This window comes from Mycetocola sp. JXN-3 (assembly GCF_014522285.1).
Taxonomy (GTDB): Bacteria; Actinomycetota; Actinomycetes; order Actinomycetales; family Microbacteriaceae; genus Mycetocola; species Mycetocola saprophilus.
Map to the genome: position 1 here is coordinate 3337512 of NZ_CP041635.1, position 21728 is coordinate 3359239.

Consider the following 21728-nt stretch of genomic DNA (forward strand, 5'->3'; position numbering starts at 1 on the left):
AAAAAACTAATAAAAGTAAACTTTTTCAGAAATTGACCAATGATCTATAAAGATCATCTTTATCATGAACCACATCCCCGAAGAGATGTAATTCTTAAGATGCTCGCGTCCACTGTGTAGTTCTCAACGTACGGTCGATACCAAAACATGTAAAACCATCAAACACTAAGTTCGACTCCTGCCTCACAAGCTTTGGTCCGAAGGTATCAACAAGACGTTACCGCCTTGAGTGATCCCTCAGGACCCAACAACGTGCACCCGACCTTCCACATAATGCTCTGTTCCAACTTCCAAAGAAGCGTACTAACAACACCATGCTTTCAGCACGGAAATATCAAATGTTCCACCCATGAGCTACCAGCTGAGACGTTTGCTCAGAACTGGCGCCTGGACAACCAATGGTTGCCAGATGCTCCTTAGAAAGGAGGTGATCCAGCCGCACCTTCCGGTACGGCTACCTTGTTACGACTTAGTCCTAATTACCAATCCCACCTTAGACGGCTCCCTCCCACAAGGGGTTAGGCCACCGGCGTCGGGTGTTACCGACTTTCATGACTTGACGGGCGGTGTGTACAAGGCCCGGGAACGTATTCACCGCAGCGTTGCTGATCTGCGATTACTAGCGACTCCGACTTCATGAGGTCGAGTTGCAGACCTCAATCCGAACTGGGACCAGCTTTTTGGGATTCGCTCCACCTTGCGGTATCGCAGCCCATTGTACTGGCCATTGTAGCATGCGTGAAGCCCAAGACATAAGGGGCATGATGATTTGACGTCATCCCCACCTTCCTCCGAGTTGACCCCGGCAGTATCCCATGAGTTCCCACCATTACGTGCTGGCAACATAGAACGAGGGTTGCGCTCGTTGCGGGACTTAACCCAACATCTCACGACACGAGCTGACGACAACCATGCACCACCTGTATACCGACCTTACGGGGCGACCATCTCTGGACGTTTCCGGTATATGTCAAGCCTTGGTAAGGTTCTTCGCGTTGCATCGAATTAATCCGCATGCTCCGCCGCTTGTGCGGGCCCCCGTCAATTCCTTTGAGTTTTAGCCTTGCGGCCGTACTCCCCAGGCGGGGAACTTAATGCGTTAGCTGCGACACAGAATCCGTGGAATGGACCCTACATCTAGTTCCCAACGTTTACGGGGTGGACTACCAGGGTATCTAAGCCTGTTTGCTCCCCACCCTTTCGCTCCTCAGCGTCAGTTACGGCCCAGAGATCTGCCTTCGCCATCGGTGTTCCTCCTGATATCTGCGCATTCCACCGCTACACCAGGAATTCCAATCTCCCCTACCGCACTCTAGTCTGCCCGTACCCACTGCAGGCCCGAGGTTGAGCCTCGGGATTTCACAGCAGACGCGACAAACCGCCTACGAGCTCTTTACGCCCAATAATTCCGGACAACGCTTGCACCCTACGTATTACCGCGGCTGCTGGCACGTAGTTAGCCGGTGCTTTTTCTGCAGGTACCGTCACTTTCGCTTCTTCCCTACTAAAAGAGGTTTACAACCCGAAGGCCGTCATCCCTCACGCGGCGTTGCTGCATCAGGCTTGCGCCCATTGTGCAATATTCCCCACTGCTGCCTCCCGTAGGAGTCTGGGCCGTGTCTCAGTCCCAGTGTGGCCGGTCACCCTCTCAGGCCGGCTACCCGTCGTCGCCTTGGTGAGCCATTACCTCACCAACAAGCTGATAGGCCGCGAGTCCATCCCCCACCGAAATTCTTTCCAACCCCCACCATGCGGTGGAGATTCATATCCGGTATTAGACGCCGTTTCCAGCGCTTATCCCAGAGTGGAGGGCAGGTTACTCACGTGTTACTCACCCGTTCGCCACTAATCCACCAGAGCAAGCTCCAGCTTCATCGTTCGACTTGCATGTGTTAAGCACGCCGCCAGCGTTCGTCCTGAGCCAGGATCAAACTCTCCGTAAATGTTTATCTCCACGATCTCAAAGACCGGGACATTTGATTGCACCGTCCACCCGGAAAAAGAGCAAACGATGCGAGTTTGAAACTGACAGAACAAATCATTACTGACTTGCTTTGTTTGTTTAAAATGTTTCCAAAGGAATCTCCACATCACTAAAAGTGATGCCGAGGTTTTTGGCATTTGACATTGTGCACGCTGTTGAGTTCTCAAGGATCACACACTCCCCACATCCACCACACAAAAACTACATGGCTTCTAACTAGGGGTGACCACATCACATCATCTCTTCACAAACTCGCTTCCACAACCGATAAAGAATCAGATTGTGAGTGGGGCATCCGTGAAGCGGATGAGTTTCAATCCTGCCACACAACCAAGCACAGAACAAGTCCGGCGTGTTGAAGTATGGGGATGATCCCGCTTGAGGCCGGCCGCTCTAGCGAGCCGCACCTTTGGGGTGATGAGTATTACTTTACGCAGGTTCCAGGGTTCGGGCAAATCCGGGCCGAATAGTGGCGTGTCGGAACGACACTTCCGCGGAAAACCGCGGATTAGCGTCGCAGCTCCACAACGACGCTGCGACCGAGGATGTGCTCACCCGCAGGCGAAAACCCCTGGGCGGCCAGTGCGGCGATGCTCCGTTGGGCGCGTCGCTCCCGCTGCGGCTGCGTCACAACCAGCCAGAGCACGCGTGACTCCGAGTCGATCACGGTATCGGCCACCGGAAGCACCTCATCGTTGAACCCACCGAGTTCGAGGTAGGTGTGCACAACCCCCGGGGTGCGCAGTCCCGCATAGTGCTCCGGGTACACGCTGAGGCCGCGCCTCGGGCTCGCACTCGGATTCCGGTCCAGGTCAAACACGACGCTATCCCCAGACCGTGCGTGGGCACCGATGTACTCGGCAACCTGACGGGCGTCCGAACCCTTAGCCAGGGGCGCACGCTGATCCAGATAGCCGGGCAGCGCGAGAGCTCCGACCAGCAGCACTGCCAGGCTCCCCAGAATGGCCCTCGGTACACGGATGCGCGTCGGCGCCATTACCGCGGTGCCGATGAACGGACGCAGGACGAACCGGATCGCCGCCGAAATCCCCAGCGCGATGAGAATGGCGACGGCCGGGGTACCCAGCGCCAGATAGCGCGGGACAAAGGTGGGATAGACCACACTCACCAGCAGAAGCAGCAGCGGCGGACCCAGCGCCCAGCCGGTGGCCAGCAACAGGAGCGCTCGTTCGGGCCCTCCCCCATGCGTACGCAACGCGGCCGGCACTGAGATTCCCGCGCAGAGCATGAGCACCCAGCCGACGCCGGCCAGCAGCGGTGATCCGAACCACAGGGTCACAAAAACCGAGTCGAACGAGATACCGGTGTTATCCACCCAGCCGATCTGCCCCGCCTGCAGGATCCCGCCGATGACCACCGGCGAGGCGATCGCCACCGCCAGGGCACCAAAACGCACCAGCGTCCGCAGCTTTTCGCGATGCACCCACCACACCCAGGCGAACACCGCGATCCACACCAGCAGGGTGTACATAAAGACCGCAATGCCCGCAGCCACCAGCACCGACCACCAGACCCAGTCGCGTCGGCGCACCATTGGTCGCTCCAGCAGCACCACCAGCAGCAGAATCGCCCACACCAGCAGCGCCAGGGCCAGCGCGAAGCCGCGGCCCTCGGTTCCGATCAGGGTGACGCGGGGAAGAATCGCGAAGATCAGCGTGGCCAGGGTCGCGATCCCGGGCCGGGAGAGCCGGGCAACCAGCATCCAGAGCCCGGCGGCCGCGACACCGATGGCCAGGGCCGAGGGGAAGCGCACGGCAAACTCGCCGATCCCAAACACGTCGGTCCACACCCGCAGCAGCAGGTAGTAGACGCCGTGAACGATATCCACGTGCCCGAAGAGGTCAAACAGCTGAGGAAGCGAGCGCCGGGCCGCCAGCACGCTGGCAAACTCGTCCGCCCAAAACGACGGGGTGCCCGAGCGGAACGCAGAAATGCCCGTGGCCAGCACGCCCAGACCAATCGCGGTCAGGATTTGCCGAGTAGCCACGGGCACTCGCATGAGGAGGTTAGTTGGCGGCGCGGCGCGCGGCGCGACCCTTACCAAAGCGCTCGGAGAAGCCCCAGACGGTGACCCGCCACATGGCCTCAAACACGATGTTGCCGCTCATCTTGGAGCGACCGTGCACCCGCTCGACGAAGGTGATCGGCACCTCGGCGATCGAGAGCCCGGCGCGGTGTGCGTGCCACAGCATGTCGACCTGGAAGTTGTAGCCGGCGCTCTGCACGTCCTCGAGGTGCAACTCGCGCAGCGCGTGAGCGCTGAACACGCGGTACCCGCCGGTCACGTCCTTGGCGGGAAGCTTCAGCATGATCCGGGCGTAGGTGCTGCCGCCACGGGAGAGGATCAGGCGGTGCAGCGGCCAGTTCTCGACCTTGCCGCCGGGCACATAGCGGGATCCGATGACCAGATCCACGCCCTCATCGGCCTTGGCCAGCATGGCGGGGAGCTGCTCGGGCTGGTGCGATCCATCCGCATCCATCTCGATCATCCGCTCATAGCCGTGCTCGAAGCCCCAGGCGAATCCGGCCTTATACGCGGCGCCGAGGCCCTCCTTGCCGGTGCGGTGCAGCACGTGGATGTGGGAGTCTGCGGCGGCCATCTCATCGGCCAGGGTTCCGGTGCCATCCGGGGAGTTGTCGTCCACAACCAGGATGTCTACCTCGGGGGTTGCCGCGCGCACACGGCCCACAATCAGCGGGAGGTTCACCAGCTCGTTGTAGGTCGGAATGATGACGACGGTCCGGACGGACATCCGTGCTCCTTCAGGGTTAAAAAGTCAAAAATCGGGGGATCCGAAGAAAACCCCCGGAGACCAGTATCACCGCAAATCGTGGTGACTCGCGATTTACGCCGCCTATTGTGCGTCGGCGCGCTCCAGCTGCAGGACCCAGCTGCGCTTGAGCGTGGTCTTGTCCACCACGTCAAAACCCTGCTCCTTGAGGTGGGTCAGATCGGCCTTTTCGCGCTTGGTTTTATCCGAGCCGCTGATGACGTACCAGACGGTGTCGACCCCCGCGGGGACCGTGGTCTTGTCCGCGTCGTAGGTTTCGTCCCACAGGTGTGCGGTGTTCACATAGGACTTCTTCAGACCCGGGTCCAGGATTCCGGTGAAGTCCTCGGGGTAGAGCCGCAGCGCCAGTCGGGGCTTACGCGAGGGACGAATATCGCCGTTGAACACCACGGCATCTCCCGGCTTCGCCTGGGCACCGATGGTTTCGGCGATCTGGCGCAGGTCGCTGCCGTCCTTGCCATTGGGCCCGCGCTGCGCGGCGTACGAGGAGTATCCGGTGACCGCCAGGGACAGTACCAGGGCCACCCCGAGGATCTGCCCGAACAGTTTGGGCTGCAGGCGTACCGCGATGGAGCGGATCCCCCAGGCGATCAGGATCGCCACGGCTGGGGTGCACATGCTCAGGTAACGCTGCGAGTAGCTCGGGGAGAAAATGCTGATTAGGGCCAGGATGACCGGGGGCAGCACGGTCCAGATCAGGGCCAGCAACGGCAGGCGTACGTCCGCCTTGGCGACCATCCGCAGGACGATGTTGACGATGGCCACGAGGATCAGGGCCCAGGCGATAATCGCCAGGTTGATGTTGCCAAACCACTGGGTCACCAGCACGCCGTTGACCCCGGGGGGACGGTTGCCGAGGAACTCGATCTGGCCACGCTCGAGATAGCCGATCACGATGATGGGCAGGCTGAGCGCGGCGGCCAGGGCTCCGTAGCGCACGGTGCGCCAGAGGCGCGCACCGCGGGCGGGATCCAGCAGCAGCCAGAGTCCCACCACCGGGAGGATCAGCAGCGAGTACATAAACATGGTGGAGGTGATGGCCAGGCCCACGGCCCACAGCCACCACAGTCCGCGGTGCTTCTTGGAGGATTCCAGCAGGCACACCAGCCCGTACACCACCCACACCACACCGGCGACGGCGATCGCGTATCCGCGCGCCTCGCTGCCGATATTGGTGACGCGGGGCAGGATCGCGAAGATCAGCCCCGCGGCGATGGCCAGCCGCGGACCGTGCATCCGCCACACAAGCAAAACCAGACCGGTGGCCGCCGCACCCACCGCCAGGGCGGAGGGGAAGCGGGTGGAGAACTCGCTGGCACCAAAGATGTCGATCCAGCCGTGCAGGAACACGTAGTACAGGCCGTGGACCGCGTCCACGTTGCCCAGCACGGGCCAGAGGGTGTGCAGCGGACGGGTCGCGGACATGACGCTCGCGGCCTCATCCCCCCAGTAGCTGGCGCCGGCGGAGCCGATCATGCTGATGAGTGCGGTGATCACGCCCACGGTGAGGGCAAAAACGGTGCGCGGAACGCGCGCTAACGTGGCAGGCATAACGGTCCCCATTGTTCCATTGTCGAGGATCATGACTGGGAGGGCACTGTACGGCGGATTCCCCCGCGCGGCGCGGCCACCGGCTAGGCTTTCGGCATGGTGCGAATCGACCCGCAGGACCCGACCCCTCCGTTCGAGCAGATCCGTGCGCAGATCGTGGCCGGAACCCTGGATGGCAGTCTGCCCGCCGGGACTCGGATTCCCACTGTGCGCGGGCTGGCGGCCGAGCTTCAGGTGGCCGCGGGGACCGTGGCCAAGGCGTACCGCCGGCTCGAAGAGGATGGGATCATCGAGACCCGTGGACGCTCGGGGTCGGTGATTGCCGCCGCCGGGGATTCCTCGCGCCAGCAGATCGAACTACTCACCCACGAGCTGGTGACCCGGGCGCGTCAGCTGGGGGTCACCGACGCGCAGGTGCGTGAGACCTTCGACGCCGCGCTGGCACAGCTAGCCGCCGAGCACTAGGGAGCTCCGGCGGTCTCGAAGCATGCGGCGGCCGCAGGTTAGAAGATGCCGTCGCTCCAGAGGTCTCGAAGCATGCGGCGGCCGCAGGTTAGAAGATGCCGTCGCTCCAGACGTCTCGACGCATGCGGCGGCCGAGGGTTAGAGGATGTCGTCGCTCCAGTTGTCGGGGCGTCCGAAGCGATGCGCCGCAATCGAGATGGACTGCTCGCGCAGGTAGTGCAGCAGCTCCACCCGACCCGAGGCGGTCACCTCACCGGCATAGACGGAGGGGGCGGCGGTGCCGGCGACGCGGATCAGCTCGGTTCGCAGGTCGGCACGCAGCGGTCCCACCAGTCGCACCCGGGAGGGTGGGGTGTCCGCACCGAGGTATCGGACGATCCACTCGGCATCGCTCTCGATCGACATCACGACACCCAGGCCACCCAGCGCCTGCCGCACCCCGGCGGGAACACCCGCCGCGAGACTCACGGTAAACGCCGATTTGGCCCGCATTGCGGCGATAATCACCCGCAGAACCTCGCCCAGTTCGGCATTCTCCCCGGCCCGAATCGCGACCGGAACGCTGCGGTAGCGCAGCAGGTTGCGTTCGATCCCGAGTTCGGAGGCGTCCTGGACCGCGCCATAACCGGTGCCCCAGGCGATCGCGTCCGACAGCGCTGCGCGGCGCAGCAGGTCGAAACGGTCATAGCTCAGCGTGGGCTGGGCCGCCTCGATGAGTCCGCGGATTCGGGAGTCGAGGCCGCGCAGGTGCAGCGTGGAGCTGGAGGTTCCGGCGTCGGGTACCCAGTCGCCCAGCGCGATCAGGTGGTTGGGGCCACCGGGCGCGGCACCCGGGCCGCGGCGGGCGGCACCGTGGGCGGCACCGGGCTGACGCTGCACACGCAGGTCCGTCATCGGGCGGTTCACATGCAGCGATCCGGCGTCGATCCGCTCCAGCCACTCGGACAGGTCCTCGGCGTCGCGGGTGTGCAGCGCGGCCTGGCGTCCGCCACCGGTGGCGTTGACGTAGCGCAGCGCCTCACGCAGGGTGGTGGCCCGCATGATGCCCAGGGTGGGTCCCTGAATGATCTGACGCTGGAACTCGGCACCGTTTTCGATGCCCTCGCGGATCCCGGGACGCCAGTTCCGGCCATCTTCTGGCAGAGGGAGGGGCTCCAGCAGCCAGCTCTGGGCGCCGGGCAGATCCGCGAGCGCCGTGGCAAGAACGGGGGTGGCCGGGCTGGCCAGGGGTGCCAGGGTCGTGGCGGCGCTCTCGGTGGCACCCGAGACGAGCGAGCTGGTGGCATCCACCAGCTGGTGTCGGAAGTGCTCGCTCCGCGCGGCCGAGCCCACGACAACCACCAGGCTGGCGGACTCACGCAGCTGACCGGCGCGGCCAAACGCGTCACTCACGATCTGCGCAACGGCCTGGTCCAGGTCGGCACTGGGCATCACGATAATGGTGTTTTTACCCGGAAGTTCGGCGCGCAGATCGAGATCGGGCTTCCAGCCGAGGTACCGCTCGGCGGCGGCGTGATCGCCGCGCAGCAGGACGCGGGAAATCACCGGGTGAATGACCAGCGCGCGCTCGGTCTCCGCATCGGTGATGGTGACCAGGCGCAGCTGATCGCGGGAAACCCCGGCCTCCCACAGGCTTTCGGCCAGCACCGCGGCGCTACGACGGGCGTGCGCGGCCGGATGCAGCACCACCACCGCCCCCACGGCGAGCGCGGCGATGACCCCGGCCGCGGGATCGGCGATCGGGGACGCCGAGAACCCGGCCACCAAAATCACGCCCGGGGCGGCGAACCGTGCCCCGCGCAGGGTGTCGAGTTCCCGAGCCGTGGCGGCGTAGTAGTGGGCGAGATCGATCGCATCGCTGACTTCGCGGTCGGCATCGGGCAGCAGGGTGCCGGTCTCGTGCACGGCGATTTCCAGCAGGCGGTCGCGGTTGGCGGCGAGCGCGAAGCCGATCCGCCGGCTCAGCGCCGCCCGGTCGGCAGCGGCCCGCAATACCACGGTGGAGGCGGCGCGGGCGGCATCGGCCAGCACCACCGCGATTTCCTCGGGGTTCCGGATCGTCGCGGCCTCGCTGGTCTCGGTCCCCAGGGTGCTCTCGAGTGCACGCGCACGAATCCGGTTCGCCCACGCCCGGTTGGCCGCCAGGGACGGGTCGGTGTCCGGAGCCAGGCCGAAGCCGGGAGCGCCATGGGCCGTCTGCACGGTGGGGGCGATCGTGGTCGAGTCGAAGATCCGAACCGAGTCGAACGGTGACTCGGGCTGGGCGTGCCGGGACAGGCGCAAGACCTGCTCGGTCATGCCTGCCTCCTCCACCGGGGTCCGGGTCAGCGCCTCGGTGGGAAGGTTAAAGGAGTCGGGGGTTTCGGGCTGATCGGTGATCAGCTGGACGCTCTCCGCCCGCGGCTCCACGCTCCACTCGCTCTCGCGATTCTGGGTGCGGCGCGGCTCGGGCAGGTGACGACGCTCGGTGCGCAGCTGACGCACGGCCGCACGGAAACGCTCGGTTTCGCGATCCAGCAGGACCGGATCGGCAACCAGGTGGCTCGAGGCCCCCAGGAAGCCGTCATCCTCGAACTCACGCAGCGTGCGCACCAGGTACTCCCCCGCATCCGCGAGGTGCTTCTCGGCCACCACCGGCGTCAGCAGCGTCAGGCGGCCCAGGACCGTCTGCAGCAGACCGGTATAGCGCGGCAGCACGCCCAGCGGCAGCGCGTATTCCAGCGCGTCACTCACGCCGCGCTCGGCGGCCAGCAGCAGGGTGAAGGCCAGATCAAACAGGTTCGGGACCGAGACGCACACCCGCAGCGCGTGCATCCGCTCGGGGGTGCACACCCAGGAGAGCACGCGGAAGAGGTTGGCCTCGGCCTCCTGCACGGTGGGGTAGGCGGCCACGGGCCAGCCGGTGAGGGTCGCGGTGACCCGCTCATCCGGAACCCGGTCGCCCGCGCTCAGCCGGATGCCCAGCGGCGCTCCGCCGGCCGCCACCCGGGCACTCGCGTGATCCGAGAGCGCGGTCACGCTCTCCAGCACGTCCGGGAGCGAGACCGGCAGGGCGATGCTCAGCGGGTAGGCACGCAGGGCCGGGTCGGCAAGCAGACGGATCACCACCGCCTGGGTGAGATCCAGCTCGCGATAGTCCTCTACCACCAGCTCCACCAGGGTGCCGGCGGTGCGGGTTGCCGAGGAGATCAGTGCCGCAACTCGGCCGGTAATCGTCTCGAGAGCCGGGTCGAAGGCCCACGGGGAGGCATCGGTGATCAGGTCACCCACGCGCACGCTCACGCGGTCCACGTCGTCGCGGTGGGCCAGCGCCGAGAGGCGGTCCAGGGCACGGGCGGCACCGTCATCCCCCAGGACCGCGGCACCCATCGGCAGCGCCCCCAGCTGAACGCCCTGGGTGCGGATCGCCGCAAACCTCTCGCGCAGCTCGGCATCGGGGGCCTCGATCACCAGGTGCTCGGTAAGTTCGCGGGTGAGCTTGCGCACGCTGGGGAGGGTTAACGCGGGCAGCCCCGGTCCCAGCAGCGCACCCACCCGCAGGGCCGTGCGCTGGCGGGTGGTCAGCGAGGGGACGGGTTCCACCACGGGGGCCGCATCGGTCCCGGCCGGCTGGGCCGGAACCGGGGGGCCCGCGGGGGTCGGCACGTTCAGCGCGGCGAGCGCGGCACCGGCAACAAAACCGCCCTCGGGGCGCACCACGTCATCCAGCAGGTGGGTGACCAGGGCCAGCGCACCGGGGTCACCATGCAACGCCTCGGCGCGCGCGGCCTCGGGACGGATCGGGGCGTTTGCAGCACGCAGCACCCATTCCCGGGCAAGGGCTACGGACTCTCGTGCGAGACGGTCGTAGTCGGTGTCGGTGGCGGGGGTGCGATCGGCCATACCCCGAGACTACGCCCTTGGGAGCGCGGGGATCGGGCGGCACGACGGACGCCCCGGAGTTTCCACGGTTCTTCCAGGCAACCCCCGGACAACGCACTCGCACCCATCACCCTCGCCGGATCGGATGGCATGAGGAATACCCCCACGGTTTCCACGCGGCTTCCAGGCAACCCCACCGGGCCGCACCCGTTACGCGGGCCCGGGCCAGTCCCCGGGCCAGGTGCTCGGCGCATCGGCCCGCGAGCGGGGCAACGCGACCGCGTCGCGCCAGTCGGCGATCCACTCGGGCAGCGGCTCGGCGGCCTCGGCCATTCCGGTGGCCGCCATGAACTCGGCCGGGGTGACCGTTCCCCCGCTCCGCCGAATGAAACGGGCCCGCATGAGCGCCCGGGTATATACCTGGCCATCCACGACGATGCGGTGTTCGATATACCCCGCCTCCTCATCGGTGCCGATGATCCGGGTCTCGACCGTGAAACGCTGCCCCAGGGTCAACGAGCGACGATACGAAACCGTCTGGTTCACCACCACCGCGTACCACCCGTTGTTCTCCATGACCGCCCACATGCCCGAGCGAATCATCAGATCCAGTCGACCCAGGTCGAAGATCGACAGGTAGACGCCGTTATTCATGTGGCGCAGGATGTCGAGATCGGTGAGCAGGGTGCGCAGCCGAATCCGACCCACGTCGTGGTGACCGAGGGTTTTCCCGCGCGCCAGGCCGCGCCGGGCTGCCCGCATCACCAGCAGGGTGCGAAAGATGAGGTGCATGGGGTCCTAGAGGAAGATATCGGGGAAGAGGTCCGCGGGGTCCACCCCGGGGGCATACTTTTCCAGGTCGGTGATGCCGTGATCGGCCAGCACATCCTCGACGATCAGCGAGCGGCCGGTCAGCTCACGCGCGTCACTGGTCAGCACCAGGTAGGCGGCGTCCGCGTAGATCTCCGGGGTGCGACTGCGACGCATCAGCTCCTCGCCTCCCAGCACGTTGCTGACGGCGGCGGTCTGGATCGTGGTGCGCGGCCACAGCGTATTGGCGGCCACCCCCTGCCCGGCAAACTCGGCGGCAAACCCCAGGGTCGCCAGCGACATCCCGTACTTGGCCAGCGTGTAGCCGATGTGCGGACCCAACCACTTGGGATCCAGATTGATGGGCGGGGACAACGAGAGGATATGGGGGTTCGAGGACTCAAGAAGCGCGGGGATCGCCGCGCGGCTGAGCATGAAGGTGCCCCGGGTATTCACGTCCTGCATCAGGTCGTAGCGCTTGGGGCTGAGGTCCTGGCTGCCGGCCAGGGTGATAACCGAGGCGTTGTTGAGGACGATATCGATCCCCCCGAACTCGGCCACCGCCGCGGCCACCGCGCGCTCCACGTCCTCATCGTTGCGCACATCCCCCACCACGGCGAGCGCCCGTCCGCCGGCCGCCCGGATCTGCTCGGCGGCGGTATGAATCGTGCCCTCCAGGGCCGGGTGCGGGGTGTCGGTCTTGGCCAACAGGACGATATTGGCGCCGTCGGCGGCGGCGCGCAGCGCGATGGCCAGGCCGATCCCGCGGCTTCCGCCGGACATCAGGATGGTGCGGTTTGTGAGGGTGCGGGTCATGCGGACTCCTTCGGTGCGGTTTTGGCATGGGAACGGGCGGCAAAGGCGGCGATCCGCTCGGCGGACTCGGTGCGGGAGAAGGCGTCGCCGATCGTGGTGGCCTCATCGTCCAGCCCCGCCTGGAAGTCTCGACCCACGCTCGTGCGCAGCAGACGTTTGGCCTGGCCGAACGCCAGGCTGGCCCCGGACACCCAGTGGGCGGCCACGGCCTCGGCCCGGGATGCCAGGTCCTCGGCGGGAACCACCTCGTTGATCAGACCCCAGTCCCGGGCGGTTTCGGCGTCCAGGCTGCGGTCGGTCAGCACCATCTCCAGCGCCCGGCGCATCCCGATGGCCTCGGGCAGCAGCGTGCTCACCCCACAGTCGGGCGTGAGCCCGATATCCGCATACCTGGAGACAAAACGGGCCTTTTCCGAGGCCACCACGTAGTCCCCGACCAGCATGAACCCGAGGCCTCCCCCGGCCACGGCCCCCTGGACGGCGGTCACGATGGGGATCGGGGCGGAGATCAGCAGCCGATGACCGTCGTGGATCACATCGGCCAGCTCGGCGATGGTGGTCCCGCCCTCACGCGCCAGCGTGGCAAATTCCAGGACGTCTCCGCCGGCGCAGAAGGCCGGACCGATCGAGTCGAGGATGATCGCCTGCACGTCTCCCCTGCCCGCGACCTCCCCGGCGATTTCGCGCCAGGCCAGCGCGGCCGCCCGGTTGATGGCCCCCAGCCTCTCGGGGCGGTTAAGGGTGATCCGGGCAATGCCCTCGGCCACCTCCAGCCGAATCGGATCGTTGTGGTGCTGCGTCATTGCGACCTCCTGAGCGCCCCTCCCGGGTGCGCATGCGATGGCTTCGTTGCGATCAGTGGATGCCCCGAGCATAGACCGCCCGACCACGAAGCCCACGGAGATTGTGCACAATCGGCGAGCGTCCCCAACCAACCCCGATGCACGCTTGTGCGCTTCCTACAAGGCACTCGGCGGACGGTCCGGTACGCCCGACTAAACTGGAATCATGGCCCAAACGAAGATCCTGCTCTACTACGTCTTCACCCCCCTCCCCGACCCCGACGCGATCCGCCTCTGGCAGCGCGACCTGGCCGCATCCCTCGGGCTGCGCGGGCGAATTCTGCTGTCCAAGGACGGCATGAACGGCACCGTGGGTGGAGAGATCGGCGCGGTTAAGCGCTATCTGCGCGCGACCCGCGAGTACCCGGCGTTCAAAAACCTCGACGTCAAGTGGTCCGACGGCACGGGCCTGGACGAACACGGCCAGAGCCTGGACTTCCCCAAGCTGAGTGTCAAGGTGCGCGAGGAAATCGTGTCCTTCGGCGCCCCGGGAGAGCTCACCGTGACCGCCGAGGGCATTCAGGGCGGTGGCGGACGCATCGCCCCGGACCAACTGCACGATTTTGTGGCGGAACACCAGGACACCGTCTTCTTCGACGGCCGTAACGCCTTCGAGGCCGAGATCGGGCGCTTCAAAAACGCGATCGTTCCCGATGTCAGCAACACCCGTCAGTTTGTGGACGAGCTGGAATCGGGTCGCTATGACCACCTCAAGGACACCCCCATCGTGACCTACTGCACCGGCGGCATCCGCTGCGAGGTGCTGTCGGGCCTGATGAAGAACCGCGGATTCACCGAGGTGTACCAGCTCGAGGGCGGCATCGTGCGCTACGGCGAGCAGTTTGGAAACGACGGCCTGTGGGAGGGCTCACTCTACGTGTTCGATGCCCGCGGATCGATCGACTTCGCCCCCGGAGCGGCCCGCATCGGCCACTGCGTGGTGTGCGAAACCGCAACCTCGGAGATGCGCAACTGTGAGGATCCCAGCTGCCGCGCGCAGCTGGTCGCCTGCGACTCGCACACCGAAGCCCCCGTCCACTGTCCCACCCACGCCGGAGTACTCGCATGATCGAAAATTCTAAGCTCGCCATCATCGGTGCCGGCAGCGTGGGCTCCTCCCTCGCCTATGCCGCCCTGATTCGGGGATCCGCACGCGAGATCGTGCTCTACGACATGGACCGCGCCAAGGCCGAGGCCGAGGTTCTCGACCTGGCCCACGGAACCCCGTTTACCGGGGCCGGAAAGATCACCGGCGGCGGCGATATCGAGGCCGTGGCCGGCGCCAAGGTGGTTGTCATCACCGCCGGCGCCAAGCAGCAGCCCGGCCAGACCCGCCTGGATCTGGCCGGAACCAACGCCCGCATCCTGGGTGACCTGCTCCCCAAGCTGGTGGAGCTCGCCCCGCGCGCGGTCTTTATCCTGGTGACCAACCCGTGTGATGTGCTGACGGTGGCGGCCCAGGGCATCGTGGATCTCCCGCCCGGACGCATCCTCTCCTCGGGCACCCTGCTGGACTCGGCACGCCTGCGCTGGCTGATCGCCGAGCGGGCCGGGGTCTCGGCGGCCAGCGTGCATGCGGCGATCATCGGCGAACACGGCGATAGCGAGTTCCCGCTGTGGTCCCAGGCCAAGATCGGCCCGACCCCGCTGCTGGAGTGGACCGATGAGACCGGCAAACTGGTCTTCGACTCGACCGAGCGCGCCCGCCTGCATGAGGAGGTTGTCGGTTCGGCCTATAAGGTCATCGCCGGTAAGGGTGCCACCAACTATGCGATCGGTCTCTCCGGTGCCCGGATCGTCGAGGCGATCCTACGCGATGAGAAGGCGGTTCTCACCGTGAGCACCGTGCTGAATGACTATAACGGCGTGGACGGGGTTGCCCTGAGCGTGCCGGTGGTGGTGGGCAAGCACGGCGTGGAACGGGTGCTGGATGTGCCGATGAACGACTCCGAGGCCGCCCACTTCCGCGCCTCGGCGGACGCACTGAACCAGAGCATTCGGGCGCTGGGTATCGACACCCACTAGCGTTCCCCCGCTCCGCATGCCCGGTCACCTCCTCGCGAAGTGGCCGGGCATGTTGCGTGGGGGCCCACCCCGACCCAGCCACCCCTGTCGGGACCGAGGGCGACTGGCTAGGGTGGAGGTATGAGTGCATCCGAATCGTTTCATGCCTGGTGGGTCTCCGCCGAGAGTGCCGAACTTCGAGACACCACCACCGACCAGCTCGGCGAGGGCGACACCCTTGTCCGAATCGAGTTTTCGGGAATCAACTTTAAGGACGGGCTCGCGCTGGAGCGACGACCCGGAATCCTGAAGGAGTATCCGATGATTCCGGGAATCGACCTGGTGGGGTTCATCGTCGAATCCGACCTGGATCTCTGGCAGCCCGGCGAACGCGTCCTCCTCAACGGTGCCGGGCTCGGCGAGACTCGGCACGGCGGGCTATCGCAGTTTGCGCGGGTCAATGGGGCCGATCTGATCTCGGTTCCGCAGCAGATCAGCAACTTCCGGGCCGCGGCGATCGGCACCGCCGGATTCACCGCGATGCTGTCGGTGCTGGCGCTCGAGGATGCCGGGCTGGAGCCCGGTGCCGGTCCGGTGCTGGTGACCGGTGCCGCCGGCGGGGTGGGCAGTATCGCGATCGCGCTGCTGGCCGAGCTCGGCTACGAGGTCGTGGCCGCCAGCGGACGGGTGGACACCGCGTCCAACTACCTGCGCAACCTCGGTGCCGACCGGATCATCCCCCGCTCCGAGCTCTCCGAGCCCGGACGCCCGCTGCAGAAGCAGGAGTTTGCGGCGGTGGTGGATTCGGTGGGAAGCCACACCCTGGTCAACGCGCTGGCTCGGCTGAACTATCGCGGACTGGCCACCGTGTGTGGGCTCGCCCAGGGACCCGATCTTCCCGGTACCGTGCTGCCCTTTATTCTGCGCGGGGTGCACCTGATCGGGATCAACTCCGTATTTGCGCCGCGGGAGCTGCGCGAGCGCGCCTGGCAGCGGCTGGCCCGGGACCTCAACCTCGATCTGCTTGACTCGCTGACTCGCAGCATTCCGATGGCCGATGTGGGCGCCTCGGGAGCCGCGATTCTGCGCGGCGAGCTGCGCGGGCGCACGGTGGTAGACGTGGACGCCTAGCGCGTTCCGACAAAACGAGGCGAAACCCCCTGGTGGGGTTTCGCCTCGTTTTTCTTGTGGACCACTTACTTCTGAGCGTCGGCCTCGGGCTCTTCGGTGCCCGCGGCCGGTTTCTTCGCGACGGGCTTCTTGGCGGCCGGGGCGGACTTTGCCGCCGGGGTGGCCTTTGCCGCCGGGGCCTGCTTCGAGGCGGGCGTGGTTTTGGCTGCGGGGGTGGCCTTGGCGGTTGATCCCGACGCGGTGGCGGGCTTCGGCTCGGAAGTCGAGGCGGTTTTTGCCGGCGCAGATTTAGCGGGGGCGGCCTTCGCGGGGGCAGACTTGGCGTGAGCGGCCTTTGCGGGGGCAGACTTCGCCGGGGAGGTCTTCGCCGCCGAGGACTTGGTCGCCGCAGGCTTAGCCGCCGGAGTCTTTGCCTCCGAAGTCTTTGCCGCAGACGACTTGGCGGCAGGTGCCGTGATCTCCGACTCTTTCGCGGCCGGGGTCTTCGCCGCCGAGGTCTTGGTGGCCGGAGTCTCGGAAGCCGAAACCGTGCTCGCCGAGGGCTTGGCCGCCGACGGTTTCGTGGCGGGAGCCTTCGCGGCAGCCGGTTTCGCCTCGGTGGTCTTCTCGGCAGCCGGCTTCGCGGTGGCAGGCTTCGCGGTGGCGGGCTTTGTAGCGGAGGTCTTCGCGGGCGCAGCCGAATCCGGAGCCGCGGTCTCGGTCCCGTCCTCAGCCTTACGCGCTGCGGGCTTGGCCGGGGTGGACTTCGCCGCCGGTGCGGTCGCGGCCTTCGCGGCGGCGGGTGCCTTGGCCGCGGGAGTCTTCGTGGTCGAGGACTTCGCAGCAGCCGGGTTTTCCGCCGGAGCCTTTTCCGCGGCCTTGCTTGCGGCGGGCTTGGTCGCCGCCGGTTTGGTCGCGGCAGGCTTCGTCTCTGCAGATTTACTCGCGGCAGATTTACTTGCGGCAGGCTTGCTCGCGGCAGCCTTGGTCTCCGCAGATTTACTCGCGGCAGCCTTGGTTTCTGCGGGCTTAGCGGCGGCGGGCTTGGTCTCCGCAGGCTTACTCGCGGCAGCCTTGGTTTCCGCGGCCTTGCTCGCGGCGGGCTTGGCGGCGGCAGGCTTAGCCGTGGTTTTGCTCGCCGAGGCAGGCCTACTCGCAGCCGCGGACTTACTCGCGGCGGCAGGCTTGGCCTTGGCCGCCGGAGTCGCGTCCGGGTCGGCCTTTTTCGGGGCACGCTTGCGGATCGGGGTCACCCGAGCCAACGGGTTCTTGGCGGCCTTGCGGGCGGCCTCACGCTCGGCGGCGATCCGCTCTGCCTCGGCCTTGCGGGCGGCGTGTTCCTCCTCGAGCACGGCGCGCAGGTCTACACCCTCCGCCTTACGCTCGATCAGCTTGCGCACCAGCGCGGGACGCACACCGGTCACCGTGCGAGGGTTCACCTCGATATCGGATTCCAGCAGCGCCACGATGTCGGCCTCGGTAGCCCGGGTTGCCTCGATCCGCTTCTCGGCTTCCAGCGCGGCGGCGCTCTTGCGCCGGGCACGCGCGGCATCGCCGTCGTCCAGGCCCAGGGCCGCGACCAGTGCCGCCGCATGCTTGGTGGTGACCACCACGCGCGAGTATTCGGCGTCCTCAAGCTCAAACACGATGGTGGGACGGCTGCCGCGGATCACCAGGAAGTCCATGCCGCCGTTAAATTTCCACCGGCCCACAGCCATGGTGAGCGGAACATACCAACCGGGCGAGCGAATGCCACGGAGCCAGACCCACGGATCCTCGGTGATTGAGGCCGTTCGGATCGCGTCACGCGGGATCACCACGTTATCTTTGCGCAGCGCCAGGGCCTTTTCCGCCGCCGTCAGTTTCACTTCCAGTCGATCGGGGTGCAGGAGAAGGCTAGCCATACCCTCTAGTTTGCCCCTTTCACCTGAAAAAAGGGCCGAAGACACCTCACAAAGTGATAACTCCCCGGCTGGAGAATTACCACAGCGATCTAAACGCCGTGTCCGTCCTCGGCGGCGGTGACCACGGCATCCAGCAGCGCGGCAACCGTCTGTTCGCCGGCCACCAGGTCAACCCGCAGGCCCACGGCCGCCGCGTCGCCGGCCGTGCGTGGGCCGATGGCGGCGATCAGGGTTGAGTCCGGGATCTCCCCAAACTGCGTGGCCACCTGATCGGCGATGCTGCCCGAGGTCACCAGGAGGGCGTTAATGCGGCCACTGCGGACATCGGCAATCACCTTCTCCGAGACCGGCTCGCCCACCGTGCGATAGGCCATGACCGATTCCACGTTGTGTCCGGCGGCCACCAGGCCACGGGTCAACACGGGTTCGGCATTGGCGGCGCGCAGGGTGAGGAAGCGGCGCGGTTCGGGTTCACGCGCGAGCAGCTCGCGGGCCATGCCGGTGGCCGAGTTGTCCTCGGCGGGAACCAGGGTGACCACAAAGCCGGCCGCCTGGGCGGCGGCCGCGGTGGTCTCGCCGACAACGGCGATCTTGGTGTGTGCGGGCACCCGCACCCGGTGGGCATAGAGCACATCCACGGTGGTGGCGCTGGTCAGCGTCAGCCAGTCGAATGCGCCGGCCTGAAGCGATTCCAGGGCGCTGGCCAGCGCCTCGGGGTTGTCGGTCGGGGCAAAGTTCACCATCGGCGCGATGACCGGGGTGGCGCCTCGACGGCGCAGTTCGGCGGCGACTCCGTCACCCCAGGGGCCACCCCGGGGCACCAGAATCCGCCAGCCGGTCAACGGCTTGGAGGAAGATCCTGCAGTGCTCATCGGAAAACTCGTTGCTACCTTCGTCAAACTTATTGGCGCGCGCGCACGCCCAATCGGGTGGCACGGCTCGGGGAGGAAAACGAACCTCACACTACCATCATCGTCCGGTTCCGGCCGGATCCGAAATCGCCCGGGGTTACCCGTCGCAAAACGCCGAGTAAACCCGCGGTTTTAGCGCCGGGAAAGCGCCCGCACGATACCCCAGGCGGCCAGGCCCACGGTCACGGTTGCGGCCGCGGCCACGCCCAGTGCGCCGCCGGGGTTCTCGGTGCTGAATTCCTTGAGCTTCTTCTTGCCGCGGTTCACCGCGCCACCCACGCGCTTGGGCACGTTGAGCTTGTCTTCCAGGGCGTTCAGCGTGGCCACCAGCTCCGCGCGCGCCTCCTCGGGAGTCTTATCGACGGTCATAATCCCCGGTTCCCTTCAGCGCATCGATGTCTCGACGCACACCCTCAATCGGACCCTGCTCATCGCTGATGCGCTTGAATGAGCGCCAGCCCAGCAGTCCGAAGACTCCGGCCGTAAGCAGGAACAGGACAAAAACAATCAGCGCCGCCAGCCACGCGGGCATTACCAGGGCCAGGGCCAGGATGATCACGGCCACCAGGGTTCCCACCGCGAAGAACACAAAGATCAGCGCGACGATCACGAAGACCGCCCCGATCCCCGCGTTCTTCCCCACGTGGATCGCCTTGACCTTGAGCTGCTCGATCTCGGCCTTAATCAGGTCAACGATCTGTCCGGGCAGGTCCGAGATCAGGCCGATCAGGGAGCGCTTAGTGGGCTCACTCATTCTCGGCCGACTTCTTGGTGGAGCTCTTGGCGGTGCTCTTGCTCGACGCGGCCTTCTTTGCGGCCGGCTTTTTGGTGGCGGGCTGCGCGCTCGTGGCGGCGGCCGGATTTTTCGCCGCGGGAGTCTCGGGAGCAGACTCCTCGGGGGCGATCGCCGAGGCCACCTTCTTAACACCGGTCAGCAGCAGACCCGGGATCTCGCTCAGCCGCGCCTTGGTGAAGGTCTCCACCTTCTCCACCTGGTTCTGCACGGGGGCGGCGTTCCAGACGCTCAGCCACCCGCTCTTAATCTGTTCGTAGCGCGCACGGCCCGCACGGGTCCCCAGGACGTAGCCCGCGGCCAGTCCGGTAACGAAGAGTATCTTGCCTCGCATCGTGTCTCCCTCTGCTCGATTCGATACTCACCAGCGTAGCGCGTGGTTGCGGATACGTCGGGAAGAATGTCTCAAAAGACTTTTGGAAACAAAACACCGCTCCATTCCCGTTGGGGAATGAAGCGGTGTTTTGTTGGTGAGGACTAGGCGCCGCGCAGGCGCTCGGCGAAGTACAGGTACAGGTCGGCGATCGCGATGCGCTCCTGCTCCATGGTGTCGCGGTTACGCACGGTCACGGCCTTGTCCTCGAGCGAGTCGAAGTCCACGGTCACGCAGTACGGGGTACCGATCTCGTCCTGGCGACGGTAGCGACGACCGATTGCACCGGCGTCATCGAAGTCCACGTTCCAGGTTTCGCGCAGCTCGGCGGCCACCTCGCGAGCCAGCGGCGAGAGGGCCTCGTTGCGGCTCAGCGGCAGGATCGCGACCTTGACCGGGGCCAGGCGCGGGTCCAGACGCAGCACGGTGCGGGTGTCCACACCGCCCTTGGCGTTGGGGACCTCCTCCTCGTCATAGGCGTCCACCAGGAAGGCCATCAGCGAGCGGGTCAGACCTGCCGCGGGCTCGATCACGTAGGGGATCCAGCGCTCGTTCTTGGGCTGGTCGAAGAAGGACAGATCCTTGCCCGAGGCCTCGGAGTGGGTCTTGAGGTCGAAGTCGGTGCGGTTGGCCACACCTTCCAGCTCGCCCCATTCGCTGCCGGAGAATCCGAAGCGGTACTCCACGTCCACGGTGCGCTTGGCGTAGTGCGAGAGCTTTTCCTTGGGGTGCTCGAAGAAGCGCAGGTTCTCGGCCTTGATGCCCAGGCCGGTGTACCAGTTCATGCGCTCGTTCAACCAGTACTCGTGCCACTCTTCATCGGTGCCGGGCTCCACGAAGAACTCCAGCTCCATCTGCTCGAACTCGCGGGTGCGGAAGATGAAGTTACCGGGGGTGATCTCGTTACGGAACGACTTACCGATCTGGCCGATACCAAACGGCGGCTTCTGGCGCGAGGCCTGCAGCACGTTGGCGAAGTTCACGAAGATACCCTGGGCGGTCTCGGGACGCAGATAGTGCATGCCGGACTCGTCCTCAACCGGGCCGAGGGTCGTCTTCAGCAGGCCGGAGAAGGCCTTGGGCTCGGTCCAGGCGTGACGGGTGCCACAGTTCGGGCAGGCGATGTCGTCCAGCCCGTTCTCGGGGGCGCGGCCCTTCTTCTCCTCGAACTCCTCCTCCAGGTGGTCGGCGCGGAAGCGCTTGTGGCACGAAGTGCACTCGACCAGCGGGTCGGAGAAGACCTCAACGTGGCCCGAGGCCTCCCACACCTTACGGGGCAGGATCACCGAGGAGTCGAGGCCCACCACGTCGGAGCGTCCCTGAACCATGGACTTCCACCACTGACGCTTGATGTTCTCCTTGAGGGCCACACCGAGGGGGCCGTAGTCCCAGGCGGAGCGGGATCCGCCGTAGATTTCACCGGCCTGAAAGACAAATCCGCGATGACGGGCGAGGGCGATGACTTTATCGAGACGGCTGGCTGCCACGGTG

17 protein-coding genes and 1 rRNA gene are annotated in these 21728 nt (G+C 65.9%); 4 read left to right on the forward strand and 14 right to left on the reverse strand.

The genetic code is table 11. The features are described from left to right. Positions 1-420: 420 nt before the first annotated feature. From C7C57_RS15140 to C7C57_RS15155, 4 genes are all read right to left on the reverse strand, one after another. A 16S ribosomal RNA gene (locus C7C57_RS15140) occupies positions 421-1943 on the reverse strand. A gap of 549 nt (positions 1944-2492) precedes the next feature. Beyond that, the gene (locus C7C57_RS15145) at positions 2493-3992 is read right to left on the reverse strand and encodes a glycosyltransferase family 39 protein (protein WP_187977046.1); all 1500 of its coding nucleotides are present in this window, start codon (positions 3990-3992) and stop codon (positions 2493-2495) included. Positions 3993-4011: 19 nt separating this feature from the next. Then, positions 4012-4758 (reverse strand): polyprenol monophosphomannose synthase, encoded by a 747-nt coding sequence (locus C7C57_RS15150; protein ID WP_030149503.1) that lies wholly within the window; start codon positions 4756-4758, stop codon positions 4012-4014. Positions 4759-4860: 102 nt separating this feature from the next. Continuing rightward, positions 4861-6348, reverse strand: coding sequence for a glycosyltransferase family 39 protein (locus C7C57_RS15155; protein ID WP_187977047.1), 1488 nt, complete (start codon positions 6346-6348; stop codon positions 4861-4863). Between the two features lie 96 nt (positions 6349-6444). Between C7C57_RS15155 and C7C57_RS15160 the strand changes: the two genes are divergently transcribed. Further along, positions 6445-6813: a GntR family transcriptional regulator gene (locus C7C57_RS15160; protein ID WP_187977048.1), complete on the forward strand. Its 369-nt coding sequence runs from the start codon at positions 6445-6447 to the stop codon at positions 6811-6813. 138 nt (positions 6814-6951) lie between these two features. Here the strand turns inward: C7C57_RS15160 and C7C57_RS15165 are convergent, their stop codons facing one another. The 4 genes from C7C57_RS15165 to C7C57_RS15180 all read right to left on the reverse strand — a co-directional run bounded on the left by C7C57_RS15165 (position 6952) and on the right by C7C57_RS15180 (position 13103). Then, positions 6952-10695 carry a proline dehydrogenase family protein gene (locus tag C7C57_RS15165; protein WP_187977049.1) on the reverse strand — a complete coding sequence of 1248 codons (3744 nt, stop codon included), beginning with the start codon at positions 10693-10695 and terminating at the stop codon, positions 6952-6954. Positions 10696-10884: 189 nt separating this feature from the next. Further along, positions 10885-11466 (reverse strand): thioesterase family protein, encoded by a 582-nt coding sequence (locus C7C57_RS15170; protein WP_187977050.1) that lies wholly within the window; start codon positions 11464-11466, stop codon positions 10885-10887. Positions 11467-11472: 6 nt separating this feature from the next. Next, entirely contained in the window at positions 11473-12300 is an 828-nt protein-coding gene (locus C7C57_RS15175; protein WP_187977051.1) for an NAD(P)-dependent oxidoreductase, read from the reverse strand. Beyond that, positions 12297-13103, reverse strand: coding sequence for an enoyl-CoA hydratase/isomerase family protein (locus C7C57_RS15180; protein WP_187977052.1), 807 nt, complete (start codon positions 13101-13103; stop codon positions 12297-12299). Before C7C57_RS15180 ends, C7C57_RS15175 begins: the two co-directional genes overlap by 4 nt. A 205-nt stretch (positions 13104-13308) precedes the next feature. On the opposite strand from C7C57_RS15180, the gene C7C57_RS15185 reads away from it, so the two are divergent. The 3 genes from C7C57_RS15185 (at position 13309) to C7C57_RS15195 (ending at position 16277) form a co-directional block, all read left to right on the forward strand. After that, a complete protein-coding gene (locus tag C7C57_RS15185; RefSeq protein ID WP_187977053.1) occupies positions 13309-14211 on the forward strand; it encodes a rhodanese-related sulfurtransferase in 903 nt (300 codons plus the stop codon). After that, entirely contained in the window at positions 14208-15167 is a 960-nt protein-coding gene (locus tag C7C57_RS15190) for an L-lactate dehydrogenase (protein WP_030149495.1), read from the forward strand. Before C7C57_RS15185 ends, C7C57_RS15190 begins: the two co-directional genes overlap by 4 nt. 120 nt (positions 15168-15287) lie before the next feature. After that, on the forward strand, positions 15288-16277 hold the full coding sequence (locus C7C57_RS15195; RefSeq protein WP_187977054.1) for an MDR family oxidoreductase: 990 nt from the start codon (positions 15288-15290) through the stop codon (positions 16275-16277). Positions 16278-16342: 65 nt separating this feature from the next. Here C7C57_RS15195 and C7C57_RS15200 read toward each other — a convergent pair whose 3' ends face one another. From C7C57_RS15200 to C7C57_RS15225, 6 genes are all read right to left on the reverse strand, one after another. Then, entirely contained in the window at positions 16343-18160 is a 1818-nt protein-coding gene (locus C7C57_RS15200) for a hypothetical protein (RefSeq protein ID WP_187977055.1), read from the reverse strand. Between the two features lie 89 nt (positions 18161-18249). Continuing rightward, positions 18250-19032: a uroporphyrinogen-III synthase gene (locus tag C7C57_RS15205; protein WP_030149492.1), complete on the reverse strand. Its 783-nt coding sequence runs from the start codon at positions 19030-19032 to the stop codon at positions 18250-18252. A gap of 171 nt (positions 19033-19203) precedes the next feature. Continuing rightward, entirely contained in the window at positions 19204-19440 is a 237-nt protein-coding gene (locus tag C7C57_RS15210; RefSeq protein ID WP_030149491.1) for a DUF3618 domain-containing protein, read from the reverse strand. Continuing rightward, complete coding sequence (locus C7C57_RS15215) at positions 19427-19825, reverse strand: phage holin family protein (RefSeq protein ID WP_030149490.1); 399 nt, start codon at positions 19823-19825, stop codon at positions 19427-19429. The genes C7C57_RS15210 and C7C57_RS15215 overlap by 14 nt, the downstream gene beginning before the upstream one ends. Next, positions 19818-20198: a hypothetical protein gene (locus C7C57_RS15220; RefSeq protein WP_187977056.1), complete on the reverse strand. Its 381-nt coding sequence runs from the start codon at positions 20196-20198 to the stop codon at positions 19818-19820. Before C7C57_RS15220 ends, C7C57_RS15215 begins: the two co-directional genes overlap by 8 nt. 143 nt (positions 20199-20341) lie before the next feature. Further along, on the reverse strand, positions 20342-21724 hold the full coding sequence (locus C7C57_RS15225; RefSeq protein WP_030149488.1) for a glycine--tRNA ligase: 1383 nt from the start codon (positions 21722-21724) through the stop codon (positions 20342-20344). Positions 21725-21728: the final 4 nt, after the last annotated feature.

Coding starts and splice junctions, on each gene's coding strand:
- C7C57_RS15175 (WP_187977051.1), bottom strand. CDS start 12,300: ATGACCCGCACCCTCACAAACCGCACCATCCTGATGTCCGGCGGAAGC.
- C7C57_RS15220 (WP_187977056.1), bottom strand. CDS start 20,198: ATGCGAGGCAAGATACTCTTCGTTACCGGACTGGCCGCGGGCTACGTC.
- C7C57_RS15170 (WP_187977050.1), bottom strand. CDS start 11,466: ATGCACCTCATCTTTCGCACCCTGCTGGTGATGCGGGCAGCCCGGCGC.
- C7C57_RS15190 (WP_030149495.1), top strand. CDS start 14,208: ATGATCGAAAATTCTAAGCTCGCCATCATCGGTGCCGGCAGCGTGGGC.
- C7C57_RS15195 (WP_187977054.1), top strand. CDS start 15,288: ATGAGTGCATCCGAATCGTTTCATGCCTGGTGGGTCTCCGCCGAGAGT.
- C7C57_RS15210 (WP_030149491.1), bottom strand. CDS start 19,440: ATGACCGTCGATAAGACTCCCGAGGAGGCGCGCGCGGAGCTGGTGGCC.
- C7C57_RS15205 (WP_030149492.1), bottom strand. CDS start 19,032: ATGAGCACTGCAGGATCTTCCTCCAAGCCGTTGACCGGCTGGCGGATT.
- C7C57_RS15160 (WP_187977048.1), top strand. CDS start 6,445: ATGGTGCGAATCGACCCGCAGGACCCGACCCCTCCGTTCGAGCAGATC.
- C7C57_RS15185 (WP_187977053.1), top strand. CDS start 13,309: ATGGCCCAAACGAAGATCCTGCTCTACTACGTCTTCACCCCCCTCCCC.
- C7C57_RS15150 (WP_030149503.1), bottom strand. CDS start 4,758: ATGTCCGTCCGGACCGTCGTCATCATTCCGACCTACAACGAGCTGGTG.
- C7C57_RS15155 (WP_187977047.1), bottom strand. CDS start 6,348: ATGCCTGCCACGTTAGCGCGCGTTCCGCGCACCGTTTTTGCCCTCACC.
- C7C57_RS15200 (WP_187977055.1), bottom strand. CDS start 18,160: ATGGCTAGCCTTCTCCTGCACCCCGATCGACTGGAAGTGAAACTGACG.
- C7C57_RS15165 (WP_187977049.1), bottom strand. CDS start 10,695: ATGGCCGATCGCACCCCCGCCACCGACACCGACTACGACCGTCTCGCA.
- C7C57_RS15180 (WP_187977052.1), bottom strand. CDS start 13,103: ATGACGCAGCACCACAACGATCCGATTCGGCTGGAGGTGGCCGAGGGC.
- C7C57_RS15215 (WP_030149490.1), bottom strand. CDS start 19,825: ATGAGTGAGCCCACTAAGCGCTCCCTGATCGGCCTGATCTCGGACCTG.